General features: G+C 47.3%; 21 protein-coding genes. 3 read left to right on the forward strand and 18 right to left on the reverse strand.

Going from position 1 to position 20972, the window contains the following annotated elements; genetic code table 11:
• Position 1 precedes the first annotated feature (1 nt).
• Positions 2-166, forward strand: a complete 165-nt coding sequence (locus AC3WRW_RS27340; protein WP_492549386.1) for a hypothetical protein — start codon at positions 2-4, stop codon at positions 164-166.
• Positions 167-283: 117 nt separating this feature from the next.
• Here the strand turns inward: AC3WRW_RS27340 and AC3WRW_RS27345 are convergent, their stop codons facing one another.
• Complete coding sequence (locus AC3WRW_RS27345) at positions 284-1123, reverse strand: helix-turn-helix transcriptional regulator (protein WP_492549411.1); 840 nt, start codon at positions 1121-1123, stop codon at positions 284-286.
• A gap of 142 nt (positions 1124-1265) precedes the next feature.
• On the opposite strand from AC3WRW_RS27345, the gene fabF reads away from it, so the two are divergent.
• Positions 1266-2501: a beta-ketoacyl-ACP synthase II gene (gene fabF / locus AC3WRW_RS27350; protein ID WP_492549387.1), complete on the forward strand. Its 1236-nt coding sequence runs from the start codon at positions 1266-1268 to the stop codon at positions 2499-2501.
• 74 nt (positions 2502-2575) lie between these two features.
• Here fabF and AC3WRW_RS27355 read toward each other — a convergent pair whose 3' ends face one another.
• The 5 genes from AC3WRW_RS27355 to tdh form a co-directional block, all read right to left on the reverse strand.
• Positions 2576-3661 carry a PQQ-dependent sugar dehydrogenase gene (locus AC3WRW_RS27355; protein WP_492549388.1) on the reverse strand — a complete coding sequence of 362 codons (1086 nt, stop codon included), beginning with the start codon at positions 3659-3661 and terminating at the stop codon, positions 2576-2578.
• 290 nt (positions 3662-3951) lie between these two features.
• Positions 3952-4794, reverse strand: coding sequence for an Rpn family recombination-promoting nuclease/putative transposase (locus AC3WRW_RS27360; protein ID WP_492549389.1), 843 nt, complete (start codon positions 4792-4794; stop codon positions 3952-3954).
• Positions 4795-5257: 463 nt separating this feature from the next.
• Entirely contained in the window at positions 5258-5533 is a 276-nt protein-coding gene (locus tag AC3WRW_RS27365; RefSeq protein WP_492549390.1) for a hypothetical protein, read from the reverse strand.
• Between the two features lie 197 nt (positions 5534-5730).
• Positions 5731-6906: a glycine C-acetyltransferase gene (locus tag AC3WRW_RS27370; protein ID WP_492549391.1), complete on the reverse strand. Its 1176-nt coding sequence runs from the start codon at positions 6904-6906 to the stop codon at positions 5731-5733.
• 93 nt (positions 6907-6999) lie between these two features.
• On the reverse strand, positions 7000-8040 hold the full coding sequence (gene tdh, locus AC3WRW_RS27375) for an L-threonine 3-dehydrogenase (RefSeq protein ID WP_492549392.1): 1041 nt from the start codon (positions 8038-8040) through the stop codon (positions 7000-7002).
• 142 nt (positions 8041-8182) lie between these two features.
• On the opposite strand from tdh, the gene AC3WRW_RS27380 reads away from it, so the two are divergent.
• Entirely contained in the window at positions 8183-8743 is a 561-nt protein-coding gene (locus AC3WRW_RS27380; RefSeq protein WP_492549393.1) for a helix-turn-helix domain-containing protein, read from the forward strand.
• 43 nt (positions 8744-8786) lie between these two features.
• On the opposite strand, the gene AC3WRW_RS27385 is transcribed toward AC3WRW_RS27380, so the two are convergent.
• From AC3WRW_RS27385 to AC3WRW_RS27440, 12 genes are all read right to left on the reverse strand, one after another.
• Positions 8787-10049 (reverse strand): Gfo/Idh/MocA family protein, encoded by a 1263-nt coding sequence (locus AC3WRW_RS27385; protein ID WP_492549412.1) that lies wholly within the window; start codon positions 10047-10049, stop codon positions 8787-8789.
• Between the two features lie 59 nt (positions 10050-10108).
• A complete protein-coding gene (locus AC3WRW_RS27390; protein ID WP_492549394.1) occupies positions 10109-10948 on the reverse strand; it encodes a carbohydrate ABC transporter permease in 840 nt (279 codons plus the stop codon).
• Positions 10949-10961: 13 nt separating this feature from the next.
• Complete coding sequence (locus AC3WRW_RS27395; RefSeq protein WP_492549395.1) at positions 10962-11846, reverse strand: carbohydrate ABC transporter permease; 885 nt, start codon at positions 11844-11846, stop codon at positions 10962-10964.
• Positions 11847-11918: 72 nt separating this feature from the next.
• Complete coding sequence (locus tag AC3WRW_RS27400; protein ID WP_492549396.1) at positions 11919-13232, reverse strand: ABC transporter substrate-binding protein; 1314 nt, start codon at positions 13230-13232, stop codon at positions 11919-11921.
• A 156-nt stretch (positions 13233-13388) separates the two neighbouring features.
• Positions 13389-14435: a LacI family DNA-binding transcriptional regulator gene (locus tag AC3WRW_RS27405; protein WP_492549397.1), complete on the reverse strand. Its 1047-nt coding sequence runs from the start codon at positions 14433-14435 to the stop codon at positions 13389-13391.
• A 172-nt stretch (positions 14436-14607) separates the two neighbouring features.
• On the reverse strand, positions 14608-15486 hold the full coding sequence (locus AC3WRW_RS27410) for a class I SAM-dependent methyltransferase (protein ID WP_492549398.1): 879 nt from the start codon (positions 15484-15486) through the stop codon (positions 14608-14610).
• A gap of 24 nt (positions 15487-15510) precedes the next feature.
• A complete protein-coding gene (locus AC3WRW_RS27415) occupies positions 15511-16056 on the reverse strand; it encodes a GrpB family protein (RefSeq protein ID WP_492549399.1) in 546 nt (181 codons plus the stop codon).
• Between the two features lie 244 nt (positions 16057-16300).
• Entirely contained in the window at positions 16301-16648 is a 348-nt protein-coding gene (locus tag AC3WRW_RS27420) for a hypothetical protein (RefSeq protein ID WP_492549400.1), read from the reverse strand.
• 104 nt (positions 16649-16752) lie between these two features.
• Positions 16753-17628, reverse strand: a complete 876-nt coding sequence (locus tag AC3WRW_RS27425; RefSeq protein ID WP_492549401.1) for a GNAT family N-acetyltransferase — start codon at positions 17626-17628, stop codon at positions 16753-16755.
• 26 nt (positions 17629-17654) lie between these two features.
• Positions 17655-18263: a TetR/AcrR family transcriptional regulator gene (locus AC3WRW_RS27430; RefSeq protein ID WP_492549402.1), complete on the reverse strand. Its 609-nt coding sequence runs from the start codon at positions 18261-18263 to the stop codon at positions 17655-17657.
• 22 nt (positions 18264-18285) lie between these two features.
• Complete coding sequence (locus AC3WRW_RS27435) at positions 18286-19521, reverse strand: aminopeptidase (protein ID WP_492549403.1); 1236 nt, start codon at positions 19519-19521, stop codon at positions 18286-18288.
• A 133-nt stretch (positions 19522-19654) separates the two neighbouring features.
• Complete coding sequence (locus AC3WRW_RS27440) at positions 19655-20962, reverse strand: ATP-binding protein (RefSeq protein WP_492549404.1); 1308 nt, start codon at positions 20960-20962, stop codon at positions 19655-19657.
• Between the last annotated feature and the right edge of the window lie 10 nt (positions 20963-20972).

Raw genomic sequence — 20972 nt, forward strand, 5'->3', positions numbered from 1 at the left:
CATGTTCGATCCAAGAGAATGGACCAAACAACTGAAATCCATCCATGGCATTGTAAGAATCATTTACGTCAACGAACACACCGGATTAGCCAAGCTGCGCTGCACCTTCACCAAAGAACAGCAGAAAGCGTTAGAACGTGAAGACAAGAAGGTGACTCATTTATAAAATAGAGCTGTTTAAAGCTGTCCCACAAGTCATCGTTGATGACGGAGGGGCAGCTTTTTGTATATGGTTTGTGGAACAACTGGGCGCTAGGATTCCCACAAATCTCAGCTCTCCGTGCTAAATTTTGCTCATCAGCAGCTTTACTTTAGCATCGGTATCGGAACCGGGTGACGGTGTATACACACTGCATCTCAAATCTGCTCTGCCTTGCACTTGCAATGTAGTCAAATCAAAAAGCAGCTTCCCCACTTTCGCATGCCGGAATTCAATGAACACTTCGGGCGCACTGCTGACATCGCTCTGATTCCAAAAAGTTCGAAAATCCCGGTTCTCCGCGCTAATCCGCTCAATAAACTCACTATACCAGTTATCACCTACGTACTGCCCGTAATAGGAGCGAAACATCGCCAGAAAGCCCATGACGAAATCCCGCCAGTTAACGGCCAATGCTTTTAATTCTTTCCTTGTAAAAAGCAGCCAAATTAAATTTCGCTCTTCCAGCGGAATCATCGCAAAATCCAAAAATATAGCTGCCGCCGCTTGATTCCAGCCCACAATATTGCACCTGCGATCCGAAATAATAGTGGGACAAGCATAAAGCTCGTCCAAAATTCGAAGTAAAGCCGGGGACACGGTAGCAGGGGTCTGGTCAATAATTGTCGTAGGTCCCGGCTGCTCCAGCGCCAGCATGAACAAATATTGCCGTTCGTCCTCGTTCAATTGCAGAGCTGTCGCGATACTATCCAGCACTTGGACTGACATTTTAATTTCTCTGCCCTGCTCTAACCAGGTATACCAGGTCGTGCTTACCCCGGCAATCGCCGCGACTTCTTCTCTGCGCAGGCCCGGCGTTCTTCTTCGGCTGCCGCCGAGTAGCCCCGCATCACTAGGTTTCAGCTTTGCACGATGTGCTTTTAAAAACTCGGAAAGTGCTTGCAGCCGTTCTTTCGTATTCAGTTTACTTCCTCCTTAACCTCGCATCCTAGAAGTTATTATACCAGTATAAACTGTAACTTGTAATAGGATAACGTTTATGACATTCTAATGACAAAGATGCTGAAGAAGTACTTTTGCAAGTTACATTTGGGAGGCGTTATACATGAAACGAGTCGTTGTCACAGGGATGGGCGTCATTACGCCCATCGGCAATGAGGTAGCTACTTTTTGGGAAAATCTTGTCAGCGGTACATCCGGTATTTCCCAAATCACACATATGGATGTTAGCGATTATAAAACCAGCATCGCCGGAGTGGTTCGCGACTTTAATGCAGAAGCGGCCGTTGGACGGCGCGATGTGCGCCGTATGGATCGCTACACGCAATTTGCCGTAGCCGCTGCCAAACAGGCGCTGAAGGATGCTGCACTGGAAATCGACGCAGCCAACGAAGAGCGAATCGGAGTCTATATCGGCTCCGGCATCGGCGGGATTCATACCATGCTGGACAACTACCGCACGCTGCTCAACCGCGGTCCCAGCCGCGTGAGTCCGACCGTCGTGCCCATGATGATCGCCAATATGGCGGCTGCGCAGGTCAGCATTTTGTTCGGAGCCAAAGGGCCTTCCCTCGCTCCGGTCACCGCCTGCGCCACGGGTAACAATGCCATTGGCGAGGCTTTTAAGCTGATCCAGCGCGGAGGCGCAGACGCCGTCATTGCCGGAGGCGCCGAAGCGACGGTCACCGACCTCGCGCTGGCGGGCTTCGGCAATGCCACGGCCTTGTCGACGCGGTGTGACGCGCCGGAGCAGGCGAGCCGCCCGTTCGACGCGCAGCGCGACGGTTTCGTCGCCGCCGAAGGCGCCGGCGTGCTCGTGCTTGAGTCGCTCGAGCATGCCGAGCGCCGGGGTGCCCGCATCCATGCCGAGCTCATCGGCTATGGCTCAACATCGGACGCCTACCACATCGTGGCGACCGATCCTGAAGGCTTGGGCGCATACCGAGCTATGCGCGAAGCGCTCGCCGACGCCGGGCTTGCGGCGGAGGAGCTTGACACGATCAACGCGCATGCGACAAGCACCCCCGCCGGTGATCTGTCGGAGACGCTTGCCATCAAGCGTCTGCTCGGCAGCCGCGCGTATGACGTGCCGATCTCCGCAAACAAATCCATGCTCGGACATATGCTTGGCGCAGCTGGCGGCGTAGAAGCAGTGGCGCTGATTAAGACATTGCAAGACAACTTAATTCCGCCTACCATTAATTTGGAAAATCCAGATCCGGCTTGCGATCTCGACTATGTGCCTCTCGTGGCGAGAAAGGCTGAGCTGCACTACGGCTTATCGAGTTCCTTCGGCTTCGGAGGCCACAATGCTGTGCTCGTTTTCAAAAAGTACGCCTGACCACAACTGTGCAACGCATACAAACCTAATCCTTCCAGCGGCAGCTGAGCGGATTAGGTTTTTTTGATTACTGCTTACTTTAGCAGCAACAGCCGGTCATCTTGATCTGATGGTTTGCCTCTGCCATCCGTATTGTTTGTAAGCACATATATATTCCCATTGTGAGCCTTGACATCCCGGAGCCTTCCTTCGCCTTCCAGCTTTACTGTTAGGAGATTCGTACCGGGATTGTACCTGTAAAGCTTCTCGCCTCGCAAAGCTGCGATCAGCAATTGCCCCTCTGCATCCACAGCAATCCCCGACGGAGCGATGGCGGTATCTCCGGTTTGATACAGCGGACTGATCATGCCGTCCTTTTTGGAGTTTCCTATGATGACCGGCCAGCCGTAATTGCGTCCTTTTTCAATTTGGTTAATCTCATCATGCCCGCCAGGGTTTCCTGAAGGTCCGTGTTCGGAGCTGAACATACGCCCTTGCTTGTCCCACACGATGCCTTGCGAATTCCGATGACCGTAAGTATACACGTAGGATCCTGGGAACGGGTTGTCTGCGGGAACTTTGCCATCCAGGGTCATGCGCAATATTTTGCCAGCGGTACTTTGCACATCTTGAGCAAGCTTCTCATTTCCGGCATCGCCGGTTGTGATGTACAACATATGGTCGGGTCCGATCGCCAGCCTGCCTCCATTGTGGGTATAACCGCCAGGAATGCCTTCCAGATAGGATTCAATCTCATCCCAAGCGCCGTTTTTCTCCTGCAGGAGGACGACTCGATTGAAAACCTTGCTGCCCTCTTCATAAGTATGATAGGCATAGGCTTGTCGTGATTTGTGAAAATCCGTAGTGAGTTGAAGCCCTAGAAATCCGCCTTCTCCTTGATTTTTCAGCGATTTATGGAGCCGCACCTTTTGACGCGTCACAGAACCTTCTTTGACTTTGACAATGCTTCCTACACGCTCGCTCACATAGATCGTATCCCCGTCAATTTGAATGGACCAAGGCGTATGCAGCTTGTCGGCAAGGATCGTGTAAGCTCTGGCTGCATTGGTTTGACTATAGGCGCTTTCCGTCGTGTTGGCTGAATGGTTTTTTCCCGTGCAGGCTGAGGCCAGCAGCGCAGCTGTCAGAAGCACAGCGCCGATTTTCATAATTTTGTTCATAAGAGTCCTCCTTTATATTGAAATGATAATATGAGTTTGTCTTCCGTTAACCTCCACTTCCAATTCTATCAGAGTATTGCGCTCTCCCTTCTTATATTAGCAAATAATCCCAACCTTTCACAAAACATATAAATTCTATTTTAATTAAAGCTAGGGCTTTGCTTAACCTCAGCAGTAGAGAAAATTCATTAACTTTTCACTGGTGCTCCTATCCATAAAATGAGTGCAAAAAAAGAAGATCAGAGCGGCGGCCCTGATCCTCTTGAGAATCTTGCATATATCTATTTAACTTAATGCAACCGATTTTTCAGTGCTTCAACTTCCCTTTCGGACAAACCTGTTACTTTAGCAATCAATGAAACTGGCAAGCCTTCCTGCAGCATATTAGCAGCCACCTCGGTCTTTCCTTCCTCTCTGCCCCTGGATTCCACATAATCCAAAGCAGACTGCTCATCCAGCAGCGCTTTTTTCCGCATTTCATACAGCATCCGCGCTTCTTTGTCTTGACTCAAAAACTCCAACGTCGTCATCGCTTTTTTCAAGCCAGGTGTATCCATCGCTAATTCCTCCCATCGATCCTGATTCGTGCCATTAATGAACATCAGCCAATTTACAAGTCGGCTGTCCATTTCGTGGGCTTTGATCCCCAGCTTCGACAGCTCCATAAAATGAATTTCAATATCGTCTATTAACAGTTCTCCTGTATGGTCTTCTCTCATGTGAAATATGTTATGAAAGCGTTCGTTTGACATATAGCTGAAGGTCAATATGTTGATTGAAATGACTTTTTGCAAGGTCGTGTATAATTTACCTTCCTCTAATTGCTCCTCATACATTTTGGCCGAGTAGTACATACTGCGCTTTGCCATATCGTGCTTGTTGCTAACCTGGATTTCCAGATTCACCTGCTTGCCGTCCTCGGTTTTGGCTCGGACATCCAGAATGGACTGCTTGTCAGTCACAGCATTTTTATCAATATTCGGATTGAGTATTGTCAGACTGACAAACGGCTTCGGTTCCGTTTCCCGTAACGCTTCATTTAAGAAATTGAGCAGTACTTCATCTTTATTTTCTTCGCTGCCAAATATTTTTTTAAACACAAAATCGACAGACGGCTTTAACAGTTCGGTCATCATTTCAGCTCCAACGGCTTGCAAGTGCCAGAGATTTTTCTTTATCCATTATACCACAAAAAGGGTAAAGCGTAGACAAGAAAGACGCCTACCGATCATTGCGCCGCGCAGGCAAGTTGCTTGGGTGACTCGGTTTACAACTCACATCGCATCACCCTTGAAGTGGTGCTCGATTTGGGGCTCAGTATAGGAATATATCTCTTCATACGGTTGCCCTCCATTCCTTTGTCTGAAAAAGGTATGAAAAAAGACCGCTCAAATGAACGGTCCACATGATTTTCGGAATAATTCCACTTACGGCTTCCAGTAAACATTTTCTCGCTAGTGCTTAACTCTATCGACCCAGACAATGGCTTCCTCTTCGTTAACCTCGAATATAAGAATGACTTGATAAAGTCCCCATCTAGCCCAATAAACCTTTCAACAGGCCCGTTGTTATTTGCTTGATGACCAAAGCACATTATTAATTTTGTCCACGCTCAAACGCCTTGATCTTTGAACGCAAATAATCTAACCCTTTTTCTTGGTCATAAAAAAGTCCAGCCTGCCGCTCTTCACGGCTTTTTTGAACTTGACGGATGAGGTCTTCTTCCTCCGAAAGAGCTTTCACGTCTATGCCTTGGAAGTCTTCGCGTTCCCGCTTCAAACTCAATTTATCTAAAAGACCAACTACTTCCGTGACATCTTGCTCAGGTATATAGTCAATTCTTCGTTTTAGTTCTTCACGGTCCACGCTCATGAATAACACCGCCTTTCGATTGCTGTTACCATTTTACCACAAAGACCATAGAATTTAACGGCTGTCAACACGTGACGGCTTATTGAAGAAGCAGAGGAACAAATAAAATGCCAAGCATAAAAGCTGCCCCTCAAGTAGAATCAACTACTTGTGAGACAGCCCTCTGATGTTCACTGTTCTTTCTGCACTTGACTCACTTACACCAGTCCGAATTCTCTGCCAACCTTCTGCAGAGCGTTCAACGCAAAAGCCAAATCTTCCTTCGTATGCTGTGCCGTAACGATGAGACGTACGCGGCCTTTGTCCATCGCTACCGTTGGATAAACAATCCCTTGCGCGAATACGCCTTCTTCGAGCAAGCGATCGGAGAAACGCATCGTTTGCGCAGGATCGCCGATAATGATCGGGATGATCGGCGTTTCGCTGGCCCCTGTATCGAAGCCCAAACGCTGCAGTTCACTCCGGAATCCATTTGCGTTGTCCCACAGCTTGGTTACTAGGTCGGAACTATCACGCAGCACCTGAATCGCAGCCAAACATGTTGCTGCCACAGCTGGTGTCTGCGATGTGCTGAACAAGAACGGTCTCGCTGTATGAATCAAATGCTCTTTGAGCAGCTGCGCTCCCGCAACATAACCGCCAACAGCGCCAATGGCTTTGGACAATGTACCAATTTGAATATGAACGCGTCCGTGAAGGCCGAAGTGGTCTGTTGAGCCTTTGCCGTTTTTGCCCAGAACGCCGCTCGCATGCGCATCATCGACATACACGATGGCGTCGTATGCTTCTGCCAATTGCACAATGTCAGGAAGCGGCGCAATATCGCCGTCCATACTGAACACGCCATCCGTAACGACAACGCGTTTGCGATGCTTTTGCGTTTCTTTGAGCACCGCCTCCAGTTGATTCATGTCTTTATGGGCAAAAATTTTGCGAGCCGCCTTCGTGAGACGAATCCCGTCAATAATGCTGGCATGGTTCAGTTCATCGCTGATCACGACGTCATCTGCACCGAGAATCGATGATAAAGCGCCTTGATTGGTCGTGAAACCGGATTGAAACACAAGCGCCGCTTCCGTGCCTTTAAAGGCCGCCAGCTCAAGCTCCAATTGCTCGTGAATATCGAGCGTACCCGTAATGGTGCGTACCGATCCGCTGCCGACGCCATATTTCTCGATGGCTGCAATAGCCGCTTCCTTCAGCTTCGGATGATGGGTCAATCCCAAGTAGTTATTGGAAGACATTTGGAGAACTTTTCTCCCGTTCAAATGCATCCATGTATCCGATCCGCTTTCCCATACTTTAATCGTACGGTAACGTCCATCCCGCTTCCAGCCTTCAATATCAGCCGCCAAATCGTTCAAGTAATTCATGTGCGCCCTCCTCAGAGTTTTTGTGGAACAAACTTGCTTCGTAAGCTTTTGCTTTTGATTTTATGAATCAAACATTCATCGTAAGTATTCTTTTTAGTGAGTAAATACAATTTTACCGCATTGGCCCTCTTGCATTAAGCGGAAAGCTTCCTCATACTGGTCCAGCGTGAATCTATGTGTAATGACCGAGGCTAGATCCAATCGATGCTGGTTCAGCAGGCCCTTCATTTGGTACCAAGTTTGGTACATTTTCCGGCCCGTAATACCTTCAACCTTCAGCCCTTTAAATATAATCTGATTCGTGACATCCAAACTGACTTCCTTGGTCGGAATACCGAGCAAAGATACTCTGCCGGCATTGGCCGCAGCCTCAAACGCGTCCGCAATCGCCATCGGATTTCCAGACATTTCGAGCACGACCTCAACGCCCTCTCCGTCTGTCAGCTTGCGAAGTTCCTCCGATGTACGCGTTTCCATTGCATTTATCGTAACATCCGCACCCATTTGCAAGGCCATGTTTAACCGGTTTGGATTAATGTCCACCGCATAGATCGCACCGGCGCCGCAGGCTTTCGCTACTTTGATGGCCAGCATGCCAATCGGTCCAACACCGATGATTGCAACTGTTTTACCCACAATGTCTCCGGACAAAACGGTCTGCACGGCATTCCCCAGCGGATCTTGCAAACAAGCAATTTCAAAAGGCAACTCCGGGGCATTATGAATAATGTTGCTCGCTTTCACAACCGCATATTCGGCAAAACAACCGGGTGCTGTAATTCCAAAGCTTTTGGTATTCGGGCAAACGTGACCATTACCAGTCCGGCATGCTTTGCAGCTTCCGCAAATCATATGGCCTTCTGCCGATACGCGATCCCCGATCTTAACCCCGGTTACGCGGTCTCCGATCTCCACGACGATCCCCGCGAACTCATGCCCGAACACATTCGGGGTTAGGACCGTTTTGTCCGCCCAAGCATCCCAATTGTATATGTGTAAATCCGTTCCGCAAATGGAAGTCGCCTTAATGCGAACAAGCACTTCATCGGCACCGCAAGTGGGAACCGGAACTTCTTTCAATGTCGCACCGGGTCCCCGGTGTTCTTTAACCAACCCTATCATCGTTGCACCCATCTAAATTCCTCCTAGGACAAACATACAATATAATACACATACGTGCGTTTTACTGTTTATATATACCATAGTACACGAATGTATGTTATATTGTAAATAGGCATTTTTTACGGACATAAATTGACGAAAAGGAGTCGCAAACATGCATGAACCGATACACAAAATGGTTGGCAGAAAGCTGCTGAACATACGTAAAACAAGAGGCTTAAGCTTGGATCAGGTAGCCGAATTGACAGGTGTCAGCAAAGCGATGCTGGGGCAGATCGAACGGGGAGATTCTAACCCTACCATCTCCGTCCTTTGGAAAATCGTCAGCGGATTACAGATCTCTTTCACGAGCTTGATCGAGGATGATGAACCGAAAATTACGGTTGTTCGGGCCAAAGATCTTTCTTCCTTTGACGAAGAGGACGGACAATATCGCGCCTACCCTGTTTTCCCTTTTCATCCGCAAAAAAACTTCGAAATCTACACGGTCGAAATGGAGCAAGGCTGCACGCATGCTTCTGAGCCCCATAACGAAGGTGTCGAAGAATACATTCTTATGGTGGAAGGTACGCTGCAAATTGCCATTGCCCAGGAGAGCTACATCCTTCAAGTTGGGGATGCGATCCACTTCACCGCCGATCGACCGCACACGTATACGAATTTGTCTGATCGGAAAGCTATATATAAAACACTCATTTACTACCCTTCTTCCTAAAAAAACGCAAGCAGCCATTCGCTCTGGCCGCTTGCGTTTTCATTTATACCGTTACTAGCCGTTTATAAAACTCTTCGATCGCTACCGGCTTGCCGCCATTCAAGCGGGATTCTTCCGCTGCAAACGACATCAGATGGCTGCGCACGGAAACCGACGCGGAAGAGCTGCTTTCCCCGCCATGATACGTTCTGACTTCGTTTAAAAAGCTGCGCATGATGCCCGAGTCCCCACCGCTGTGCCCCTCTTCCGAGGCATGTACGCGTACGGTTGTTTGTTCATTCGTCACAAAATCATGAACGGTGAATTCGTCCTCTTCCATGTTGCCGCGAATGTCGCCTTTCGTGCCCATGATCTGCAAAATTCTCGTGTTATCCCGCGTAAACCCGCACATACTGAACATCGCGGTCGCGCCGCTGGCAAACTGCATATTGACCACTTGGTGGTCAACGACATTGTTCTCGCTGCGATACACGCACTTCCCGTACGGCGTCGTCCGCAGCGCCTCAATGATGCCTTCATTGCTCGTATCCATCGTGAACTTGCGCGACCAGCGGCGGCCTGCGCCTAAATAATATTTGGGCGCATAGTACTGGCAGGTCGATTCCGCCGGACAACCGTCCAAACAACGCGCTGGCGCGCCCTCTGGAGCATGCTCCTCATTGAAATGCATGAGCGATCCGAATGAGGTGATGCGCTCGCATGGTTCGCCCATGATATAGGATAGAATATCCATGTCATGGCATGATTTTGCCAAAATCATGGGAGAAGACTTTTCGGCATTGTTCCAGTTCCCCCGCACAAAGCTGTGAGCCATATGCATATTGCCTACATTTTCGTTCAACTGAATGTTGACGATTTGCCCGATCTTGCCTTCGTCAATCACCCGCTTCATCGCTGTCCAGAAGGCCGTGTAACGCAAAACGTGGCAAATCGTCAACAGCCTGTTGTGCTTCTTCGCCATGAGCTCCATTTCCACGCATTCTTCCGGGCTTGGCGACATCGGCTTCTCAAGCAGCACGTGGTAGCCAAGCTCCAGCGCTTGCAATGTAGGATGATAATGCATTTGATCCTGCGTACAAATGATGGCGATATCCGCAATTTTCGGCTGGGCCAGCAGCAGCTCCCAGTTCTCGACCGAGCGCTCCGGTGCAATGTGATGGGCCGAAGTAAATGCAGCGCGACGTTCTTCATCTGGCTCTGCAACTGCCACAATTTGCAGCTCGTGCGGATAATTCAGCGCATATGGCGCATAAGCCCGCGCGCCGCGATCGCCTGCTCCAAGCAGGATAGCCGTAACTTTTTGCATCAAACTCTCATCTCCTGTGACTTCTTATAGTTAAGCCGAAAGCTGGCACACGTTGGAACTTATGACTTGCTTCCAGTAAATGCAATCCCTTGAATAAAGGAACGTTGAAAAACAAAGAAAATAATAATCATCGGCAAAATAGCCATCATCGAGCCTGCCATAATGATCGTGTAATTCGTTTTATGTTCGCCCTCCAAGAAGGCGATTCCTGCGGACAGCACCATTTTATCCGGGGAGGAGTTGACGATGAGTGGCCACATCAGATCGTTCCATGACCACAGCATCGTGAAGATCGCCAAGGCAATCATCCCTGATTTGGCCAGCGGCAGCATGATTTGCCAGTAAATCCGGAACTGGTTGCAGCCATCCAGCTTTGCGGCTTCTTCCAGCTCATTGGGCAGCGTCATGAAAAATTGCCGAAGCAGGAAAGTTCCGAATGCGCTGAATAAGCCGGGTACGATCAAGGCCGTCAAAGAGTTCAGCCAGCCGAGATCTTTCATAATCATGTACTGCGGAATGAGGAACACTTGCCCGGGTACCATCAGGACCGACAGCATCAGGATGAAAAAGAAGTGGCGCCCGGGAAAAGCAATCCTCGCAAACGCATACGCCGCTAACGAACAGATAATTAGCTGACCAATGACCTTAACCAATGTCGTAATGAATGTATTCCAATAGAAAGTAAAGAACGGCAAGTTCACAAAAACCTTCGAATAATTGCTCCATTGAAACGCTTTAGGCAGCAAAGCCGGAGGAATGGCCGTTGACTCTCCTAATGTTTTTACCGATGTAAGGAACATCCAAATAAATGGCGTAACCATGATAATCGCACCCAGGATGAGGATGATATGGATCCCACCGATCCGAAGCGATTTCTGATTGACCGATTTCGTGCTCATACACTCGCCCCCCTCATTCGTAGTGAACCCATTTCTTTTGAACTTTCATTTGAATATACGTAATCAACATAATAATCATGAACAGCAGCACAGCGATGGACGATGCGTACCCTTTGGCATTTTTCAGGAAACCGTATTTGTAATATAAGAAAACAATCGATTGCGTAGATTCCATGACAATATCGCCAACCATCATATAAATGAAGTCAAACACTTGGAATGCGCCGATAAGCGACGTGACCATAACGAAAAAGATCGTCGGTGTCAGCAGAGGCATGGTGATCCGGGTGAATTTGGTGAAAGCGCCTGCCCCGTCGATCGATGCAGCTTCATAGTAGGATTCGGAAATGCCCTGAAGCCCGGACAAAAAGATAATCATATGGCTCCCGATTGAGCTCCAAATTGCGACAATAATAATGGACAGCAAGGCTGTTCGGTTGTCCGTCAACCAATGCGGTCCTGTAATGGACAAACGGCTCAACACATAGTTGATCAAACCAAAATCGGAATTATACAGCCACTTCCACACCATCGCAACCGCAGCGGGCATCGTAACGACAGGTAGAAAATACAAGGTTCTATAGATCGAGAGTCCTTTGACTTTCTGATTCAGAAGTACGGCCAGTACGATGGATAAAAGGATGCCGATCGGCACCGCCGTGATAATATAGATGCTCGTATTTCGAAAAGCATAGAGAAGGTCTTTATCCGTGAAAAGCTTCTTATAGTTGGACAAGCCTGACCACGTATACTTGCCAAATGAGCCCCAATCCGTGAATGAAAAATAAAAAGTTTGAAATACGGGCCAAATGTAGAAGACTAGCAAACCAAGCATTAATGGTGTGATCATGATGTACGCCCACATCCAATCGGACCGGCGCTTCGAGCTGATTCGCATGAGTACTCACGCTCCCATGAGTGTAGTAGGGACGGAGATTCGCCGTTATAAGCGAACCTCCGTGCCGAAAGCTTATTTCTCCGCAGCTAGCGCTTGGTTCATTTTGGCGCCGAGCTCTTTGGCTGCATCAGCTACCGGTTTATCCCCTGTCCATGCGTTCTTCAAAATCTCCGTTTCATACGTTGTCCAAACCGATGTATTCTTAGATACCGGATAAGGTGTCGCATACGCAGCCATGTCAATGAATGCTTTCGCATGGTACTGCGGGAATGTGGCTAACCAAGCCGTCTCAGAACCTTTGAATGCCGGAATTGCGCCCCCTTGCTTCGCGGCAACTTCCGCCGCTTCCTTCGAGCCAAGGAACTTAACAAATTCCCATGCCTCTTTTGGATGCTTCGAGTTGGCAGAAATGACATGGCCTAATCCGTGAATGACGACGCCTTGTTTTTTCCCTTTTGGCAGCGGAGCGACATCGGCGTTGTTTTTCATATCGGCATTTTGATTGATCGTGAATGCAGCCCATGAACCGTCGAAATACATCGCAAGCTTACCGGAAGTAAACAGATCCGATGGGGCCGTTTCCGTCATTTGTGCAAGCGTAGGCGAAACTTTGTGAACTTGAATGAGATCCGTTAAAAATTTCAATCCTTCAATAGCTTCAGGCTGATCGTACCCCGACTTCTTGTGATCGTCGGAAATAATACTGCCTCCGGCTTGAATAATCGTATTATAGTAATCCTCTTGATTCATCATCGGGGCCGCGAAACCATAGATGCCTTTGCCTGGGTCAGTCAACTTTTTCGCAGCTTCCGTCAACTTGTTCCAATCCCACGTGCTGTCAGGGTAGGCAACGCCTTTTTCATCGAACAGTTTCTTGTTGTACCAGAGGCCGATCGTGTCATAATCTTTAGGAATTCCATAGTTTTTGCCGCCTAAGCTGTACAGGGAAACGAGCGAAGCCGGATAATTATTGAGGTCCAATTGATCCTTTTTGATGTTATCGGACAAATCCTTCAGCATGCCGTTCTCAGCGTACTTGATAAAATTGGGTCCGTTCATCCACAGCACGTCAGGCATAGTTCCGCCCTGCGCCGCCGTTTCCAATTTGGTGAAATATTGCTTGTACGGCGTATTTTCCGCTTTTACTTCGATATTCGGATGACTGGCTTGAAAGGCTTTGATGACTTCCGTCATCGTGTCCAGTCCCCAACCGCCATACGTTATCGTTACTTTTTCTCCGCTAGCGGCGGCCGTAGCTTTCGCATCGCTTGTCGGTGCACCGGATGAGGCTGGATCAGATGAATTGGAACTACCGCAGGCACTTACAACAACCATTGAAGACATCAACATGGATAGGCAAACGATCTTTTTTGAATTCTTTACCATTTCACAATCACCCTTTTTATTTTTTTGTGAAAGCACTTTCATGTTAAACAATGCCATTCATTGAAGCTCCCGTAAAAGTGAAAGTCACCTCCTTGAAATAGTCGATATTTATTGGCGCCAAACTCAGGATAACGTTATCCTGAGTTTCAAAAAAAATTAGTTTCTATTAAACGTTGACGATTGCCGCACAATGATTTTATGTGGCAGCAGTACTCTAGATAACGCTAGCTGCTCTCCCTTTAACATCTCAAGCAAGGTTGCGGCGGCCGTCATGCCGATCTCGACTTTAGGCACATGCACTGAAGATAAAGGCGGCGTAGTATACTGCGCGAAATCAATATTATCCATCGAGATAAAGGCGATGTCCTCCGGAATTCGCAAATTGCTTTCGATGACTGCGCGCATAGCCGGGATTGCCAACTGATCGCTTGCCGAAAAAATAGCCGTTGGCCGCTCGATATCCGATTGCGCTAATTGTTCTTTCACGTACTCGTAGCTGCGGTCAATTTCCCATCGGGTGTCTATCACCCAGTCTTTGTTTATGGGTATTCCCGCATCATACATGGCGAACTTGTAACCCTGGAATCGCTCTTCACTGTTCAGTTCTCCCGTATGTCCGGGCCCGCCGACAAATCCAATCGTCCTGTGGCCTTGCGCAATGAGATGATCAACAGCGGATTTCGCAGCGTGAATACGATCGTAATCCACCATCGTAATTTCAGTCCCAATCGTACAAATGCCGATCAAGGCCAGATCTTCCACCTTTTGGAGAAACTCCAGAATGGCAGGTCCCACTTCGCCTATGATGATGACGCCATCCACCTGAATCTCATGAATGCATCGATGCAGGAGCGCATCGTCTGCGAGCTCGTCGGAAGTGTGTATGAACGCTAACGAATAACCGGATTCCAATATCTTTTTCGTAAAAGATGTGATGATCGGTGAATAGTAGGGGTGATCGTCATTCAGACGCGCCGCTTGAATTATGCAGCCGATTTGTTTGGTCTGTCTCTTTCCGGTCTTCTGCTTATTCACGAGATGGCGCGCCGACTCGTTTGGCGTATAGTCGAGCTGACGTACGGCCTCCCATACTTTGGCTCTCGTCTCCGGGTTAATATGCCTGCTCGTATCGTTCCTGACTACACGCGAGGCGGTTGAAATCGAGACGCCCACTAACTCGGCGATATCTTTAAGTGTAGGCAATAATGTAACAGCTCCTTTTCATTCAAAACCGCAAATCCAATTCGAAAACAATTCAATACCCAAATCCCAAACCAATATCCAAAATCCATGCCCAAACGTTTTCCTGAATCTATATAAATATTAATGTATGCCCTTACATTATGTCAATATGGTTACAAAAAGATTTCAAAGTTTATCTTTTTACTGTTCCGAATGTAATTTTCATATTGGGAGCATACGTTAGGAAAGAATCTATCTGAAATTCCTTTGAAAAACGCAGCTCCGCCTCGTATTGGCTAAGCGCTTCCCTCTCCGTCAGTCCTCGGCTCATTATGTTTCGTACAAATATCTCTTCATCCCCGGGATTCCTGCCTATACCCTCCTCTTTCAAAGAGCTATACAGGCGTTGATTTATTTGAGGATCCGCGTTTTGATCCAGAAAATTAACTTTATCACTTACTCTGCATCCTACGTTTTTTAAACCTAATTGACTTAAATAAACAGGAATTTTGATCCCAATATTTCCGTCTTTCCCTTTGCTTTTCAAATCGTTTTCAAACAATTTTTGCAAAGTTCCAAGTGGAATCACTTGGCTTTGTTCCAGATCATGAAGACTGCAATTTGACATATTAGCCATCCAGTGAGGCTCAAAACAAATGACCATTCCATCGTCCATGACACTATCTATCATCTTTTGAAGGATATTTGCCGGAGATGACATATGTAATAAAAAAGAATGACAAATGGCAATGTCATACTTCCTGCAGGCGGTTACTTCCTCAATATCGCCTAAGATAAATTCTGACTGGTAAGGCTGAGTCAAAAATACCTCCCTCGCTGTGTTTATAAGCTCCGATCCTTTATCAATCCCTGTATACGTAGATCCTTTGGGTAAGAGCGGCAGCAATTTCAGTCCCAAATAGCCATATCCGCAGCCATAATCAATCACGTTGACCGGCTCATGAAGTTTCCAAACTGTCTTTACGAGAAACTCCAAATAATCGTCGTTGTAATACAAGCCTCTTGTATTTCTTAAATACTCAATTTTGTTATCCCAGTAGTAATCGGTCATTTTAGTCTCCTTATAAAAATCCGATTAATAATCACTTGCGCCTGGCTTCCAACCCGTTTCTTGGCTCCAGCGACTGGCATTCCGCATGATTTCCCAAATCACCGGCTCTTTCGCTTCAACATACCTTTCTCTCTCGTTCCTGTACCTGGCCATACATTCATATTTGAACTCTGCATATTTCAGGCACTCATCTTGATGACAGCGCAGATAATCCCTGAACAGTAAAGGAAATAGAGACGACCAGCTCCCGTGTTCTCTTACGTGAATGTGTGTTCTTTGATCGCCCGGCTTTTCTCTAAAATATCTCTTGGTTTTGTCCGGATTCTCGGCTTTGTGATAATAACCGATTCGTTCAAAGGATTCTTTGTATTTTTCCATAGGCTCCAACGTTTCCAAACTTACTTGAACATCGATGATCGGTTTCGCATCAAGCCCCTGGATGGAAGTGGACCCGATATGGTCGATTCGTAACGCTATTTCACCTAATGCCGCTCGGATTTTTTGGGCAATCGAGGCAAACTCCTCCTTCCATTCTTCTCTGTAGGGAACGACGACGATTGGTTCAGGCATGGCCCCTCCTTATGATTGATTGACGTATAGTATAAGTTCAACTAATCCCATAATATTCCTACCTGGTGATCAGAGGCGAACTCTTAGAGGGGAATTTTCCCATTTTTTCGACCAACGGGCTAAAAAGCAAAGGAGTTAAGCAGATGCAAGTTGCAAGCCGCTTAACTCCTCTTTATTCATTTTCCCTGATTATTGACTATAACCATAGCTTAGCACACTTATGGGACGGCCGCCCGCTCCCTCTTCAGAACGGATGACCGCAAGCCGAGCAAAATTTCGTGTCGGCCACGACGACTTTGCCGCAGACGCACTCCTTCTCGTTGCGAACTTCGATCACTTTTTGCTCCAGGACGGCGATTTCCTGCTTGACCGCTTCGATCCCATGGCTGAATCTCTCTACGATTTCCCCGGTCCGGTCTAAGCTTCCTGACACATGCGCCGCATAAACGGATTCCCCGATGAGGTGATAAAATTTCTCTATCTCTTTCTCCTTGGACGAAATCTGCGATTTCAGCTTCGTTAGCTCGACGGTTTGCTGAGCTTTCTTCGCGGCATCGGATGCTCCTTGTTTGACTTTGTCAAAAAAAGACATGGGGTACCCCCTTCATCAAATCGTTTTTCATCTTCATAACGATTCATATGCGCCCCCGCGTCAAACTAATACTTCACGATCCGAATGTTTCAAGGCCGCACCGCTCAAATGCGCCGCGACATGTGTACTTGCTCGACGAAAGAGGTGAACCCCCATTCCTCAAGCAGCTTGTTCAAGCACTTGTTGCTTTGCCTCAAGTTCATCGCTAATCGCTTATATGAGGAATCAAATGGTGCGAACACTTCGCTTAATGCCGCTTTAAGAATAGCGCCTTCCTCTTCATGGCCCGGAATCGACTCGCATTGGTAAAGTACCGCCGTTGCCAAATTTCCGTCCTCGCCATAAACGCGCTTGCAAAGCGCATAACCAACCACCTCTTCGTTCTCGGTAATGATTATGCTCTCGCCGCCTTTCATACTTGCCCATTGTGTTTGCCATGCCGACATTGGCCTATAGAACGGCACTCCTTTGACTGCTGCGGGGTGCCCTCGATGCACAGCATATCTCCGAGGAGTGTCGGACGCCTGCAAACTGGCTTCGAGAGCATCTGTACGCTCTAAACAAATGAGCTGCTCCGTAATCTCATAACCAACCGATCGGTAGAGATGAATTGCCGCTTCATTTTGCACAAGTGCTTCCAGTAAAGCCGTGTCAGTCCCCTGCTCACGATACAATTGCAGATTTCTTTCCATTAATTGCTTTCCGAACCCTTTTCCTCTGTAGGCAGGAACAATACCGGTGCCGCCGTTCCACGCTACTTTTTTGCCATCAATCGAACGGAATCCGTTCATGACGAAACCGATAGGTTCATGTTCGGCAAACATCACCAAAGAATGCTCTAAAGAGAGACCTTCATTCACAGCTCTAAACAAAAATTTCTCCAAATTCAGCTCACTGTTGATAAAGTACCCTTCGAACCCTTTATTCCAAAGCGCCACCATATCTTCTGCTGTCAGTTCGCTCATTTTCTTGAAAATCATAGCGTTCATCCTCCGGTTCGAATGGGTTAGCCCAAAATATAGCGGAATACCATGCTTTCCATGTCGTCAATCGTGCGCTTATAGTCGGCTTCTTCGCCGCTTAACATATACTGCAGAGCAAGACCGTCCCGGACTGACCAGAATAACCGGGCTACAGCCGCGCTATCCAAGTCGGAGCGAAACTCCCCTGTTTGCTTGCCGCCGTCCATGATGTCCTGGATGAAGACCAAGGCTTTACCGGCGTAATCATTCCATCGCTCGGTCAAATGCGGCTGGCGAGCCGCGTACAGCATAAACTCCAAGTGGAAAGCCATCCACCTGCGAAGCTCGTTCAGCGATTGATTGCGGAATCGTCCGTACATATAGCGGACCTGATCGGCAGCGCTTGGCATCGTTTTGAAAAGTTCTGTAGTATTCTCCAGCATAGCATTCATTTTGTCGTCAGCCATTTGAATGTACATTTCTTCCTTACTGGCAAAATAGCTGTAAATAGCTCCTTTGCTTATCCCTAAGTGCCGAACAATATCGTCGATCGTGGTAGCTTGAAAGCCTTTTTCAATAAAGCAGTGGAGCGCTCCCTCAAGAATGATTGCCTTACGTTCTTCCTTGTAGGCTTGCGAAACTTTAGGCGACATACGGCTCCTCCCTATTCTTTGTCTATAAAATTGCCCAATCTCCGCGGCGGAACAGCGGTTCTGCTTCCCCGTTCGGCAAAATACCGTCAATGTCCATGTCGGCCGATCCCATCATGAAATCGACATGCGTCAAGCTGTCATTCAACCCATGCTGCTGCAGCTCGTCGCGGGTCATCTTGGTCCCGCCTTGCAAACAAAACGGAAATGCCCGTCCGATGGCAAAATGACAAGAAGCATTCTCATCATACAGCGTATTATAGAAAATAAGATTCATCTCAGAGATCGGCGAGCGATGCGGCACGAGGGCAATTTCGCCCAAATAATGGGAGCCTTCGTCCAATTCAATAAGACTTTTGAGCATCTCCTCGCCTTTCTCCGCTTGAAAAGCAATGATTTTCCCTTCCTTGAACGTTAAAGAAAAATTTTCAATGAGAACGCCGTTATAGCTTAGAGGCTTCGTACTTCTCACAGTTCCGTTGACGCCGTTTCTTAATGGGGACGTGAAAACTTCCTCGGTCGGAATATTCGCAATAAAGCTGTTGCCCTGTTCGTTGCTGGCGCCGGCGGATACCCAGATATGGTCTTTTGGCAGACTGACCGTAATGTCCGTCCCTTCCGTACGGTAATGAAGCGCCTTATACTGCTTCCGATTAAGCAAAGCGGATTTCGTTTCCAACGCATCGGCGTGCGTTTTCCAATCCTGGATCGGATCCTCGGCGTCCACCCGGGTAGCTTTGAAGATCGCGTTCCATAAAGCATCGACGCGCTCTTCCTCCGGCAGCGAAGGAAACACTTTATTCGCCCAGGCAAGGGAAGGAACTGCGACAATCGACCAGCTGACCTTGTTCGTTAATCGGGCTGACGTTAAACCCATGATTGCGGCATTGTTTGTTTTGCTGGCTGTCTGAATGCGATGAGGATCAATACCGTTCATTAGATCAGGGTTATTCGCTACGACATATAGAAAAGCAGCATTCTGGTTGGCTAATTCCTCGTATCCTTTGGCCTGCCACATCGGGTATTCGAGCAAAGCTTCAAATGGCGCCATCTCATATTTTAACCGCGTTATTTCACTATCGGACCAATCTACATATACATGCTTTGCGCCTGCCTCATAGGCTCGTTTAACTAATAGGCGTACAAAATCCACCGATACAAGAGGTGCGAAGATGACTAATGTTTGTCCCGGCTGTACATGAACCCCTAATTGAATGGCCAAGGACGCATATTTGTCTAAATTATCTAGGTGTGCAGTCATCGTAATCCTCCTCAAATATCATCAATTCCAAATAAAAAACTGACTAGTCGTTTTTATTATCATTCGGATTGGTGACAATTGTCAAGAGGATTCTTGGCGTATAGGATACATTCAAAACAAATAAAGAGCTGCTTTACAGCAAGCTCTTGGTCGTATTCCGCATATGGGAATCATAGCAATCCACACGAACGGCCGGAAATGAGATTTCAAACTCGGTCCCCTTGCCTTTTTCGCTCGTGATATGGATTTTCCCTTTCATTGCTCGGATTAAACTGAACGAGACCATGGTACCGAGGCCGGTGCCTTTCTGTTTAGTCGAAAAATACGGAGTTCCCAGCCTGCTGATTTGCTCCTTCGACATTCCAATTCCGTTATCACGCATCGTGATAATCCGTTTATTCGCTTGTTCCGTCAGTATAATTTCCAATACCCCACCATTCTTCGGCATTGCCTCAATAGCGTTTTTCCCGAGATTAATTAACGATTGCCGAAGTTTATTGCGATCTCCCTGAATACATATGGGCTCATCTGGCAGCGAAACTTCCATTTTGACATCATGATAATTTGCTATCGTTAACAAGACTTGAGAAACATACTGCACTTCATCTTTCAGATTGATGAGCTCGTCTTTTTCCGGTTCAGGCTTGGCAATCGCCAAATAATCACTAATGATTAATTGCGCCCGGTCTAATTCTTCCAGTGATATTTGCTGGTAAAATTGTATTTTCGTTTGATCTAGATGAGGGATCGCCATTAGTTGAATAAATCCTCTCACGGCCGTAAGCGGATTTCTAATTTCATGGGCGACAGAAGCGGCCATTTCGCTTACAATCCTGATTTTCTCCCCCCGAATCGCTTCTTCTTGCATATGAATATAGGTTTGAAGAAACTCAATGAGATAAATATAGATCGCGATTACGATACTTTGCAGAATGTAAGTTTTCAAAGTGGCGAAGAGGTTGGTTACAAAGAGGTCCAGGTTATTCAAAATGCTGAAGTAGATGAGAAAAGTAACGAGTTTAATAGCTATGCATCCAAGGACGGCAGCAATGATTTTTTGAGCTAAATTCAAATCACGGTACTTTCTAAGGAGAATGGCAACTAGAAGAATGGTCGGAAGAAAAGAGATGATGTAGATGAAATAATGTGGACCTCCGAGAAAAAAGCGAATGACAATAAGGGCTGCATACAGAAACATCGCCACATAGATCCCGCCGTACAGCGAACCGACCAACAATGGAATGGAACGAAAATCATAAACCAACCCGTTAAAATTGACCGGAATCGACATGGTAAATCCGATGGCTGCTGAAAATAACAAGCAAAGCCATAGCCGAAACTTCATGCTATGACTTTGTGATTTATACAAATATGGATAGAAAACAAGAGGCGAAAAAACTAACATGACGTTTAAAATAAAATCCTCAATGAAGTTAATCATCGGTACACCA

The organism is Paenibacillus sp. FW126-R14, assembly GCF_058789495.1.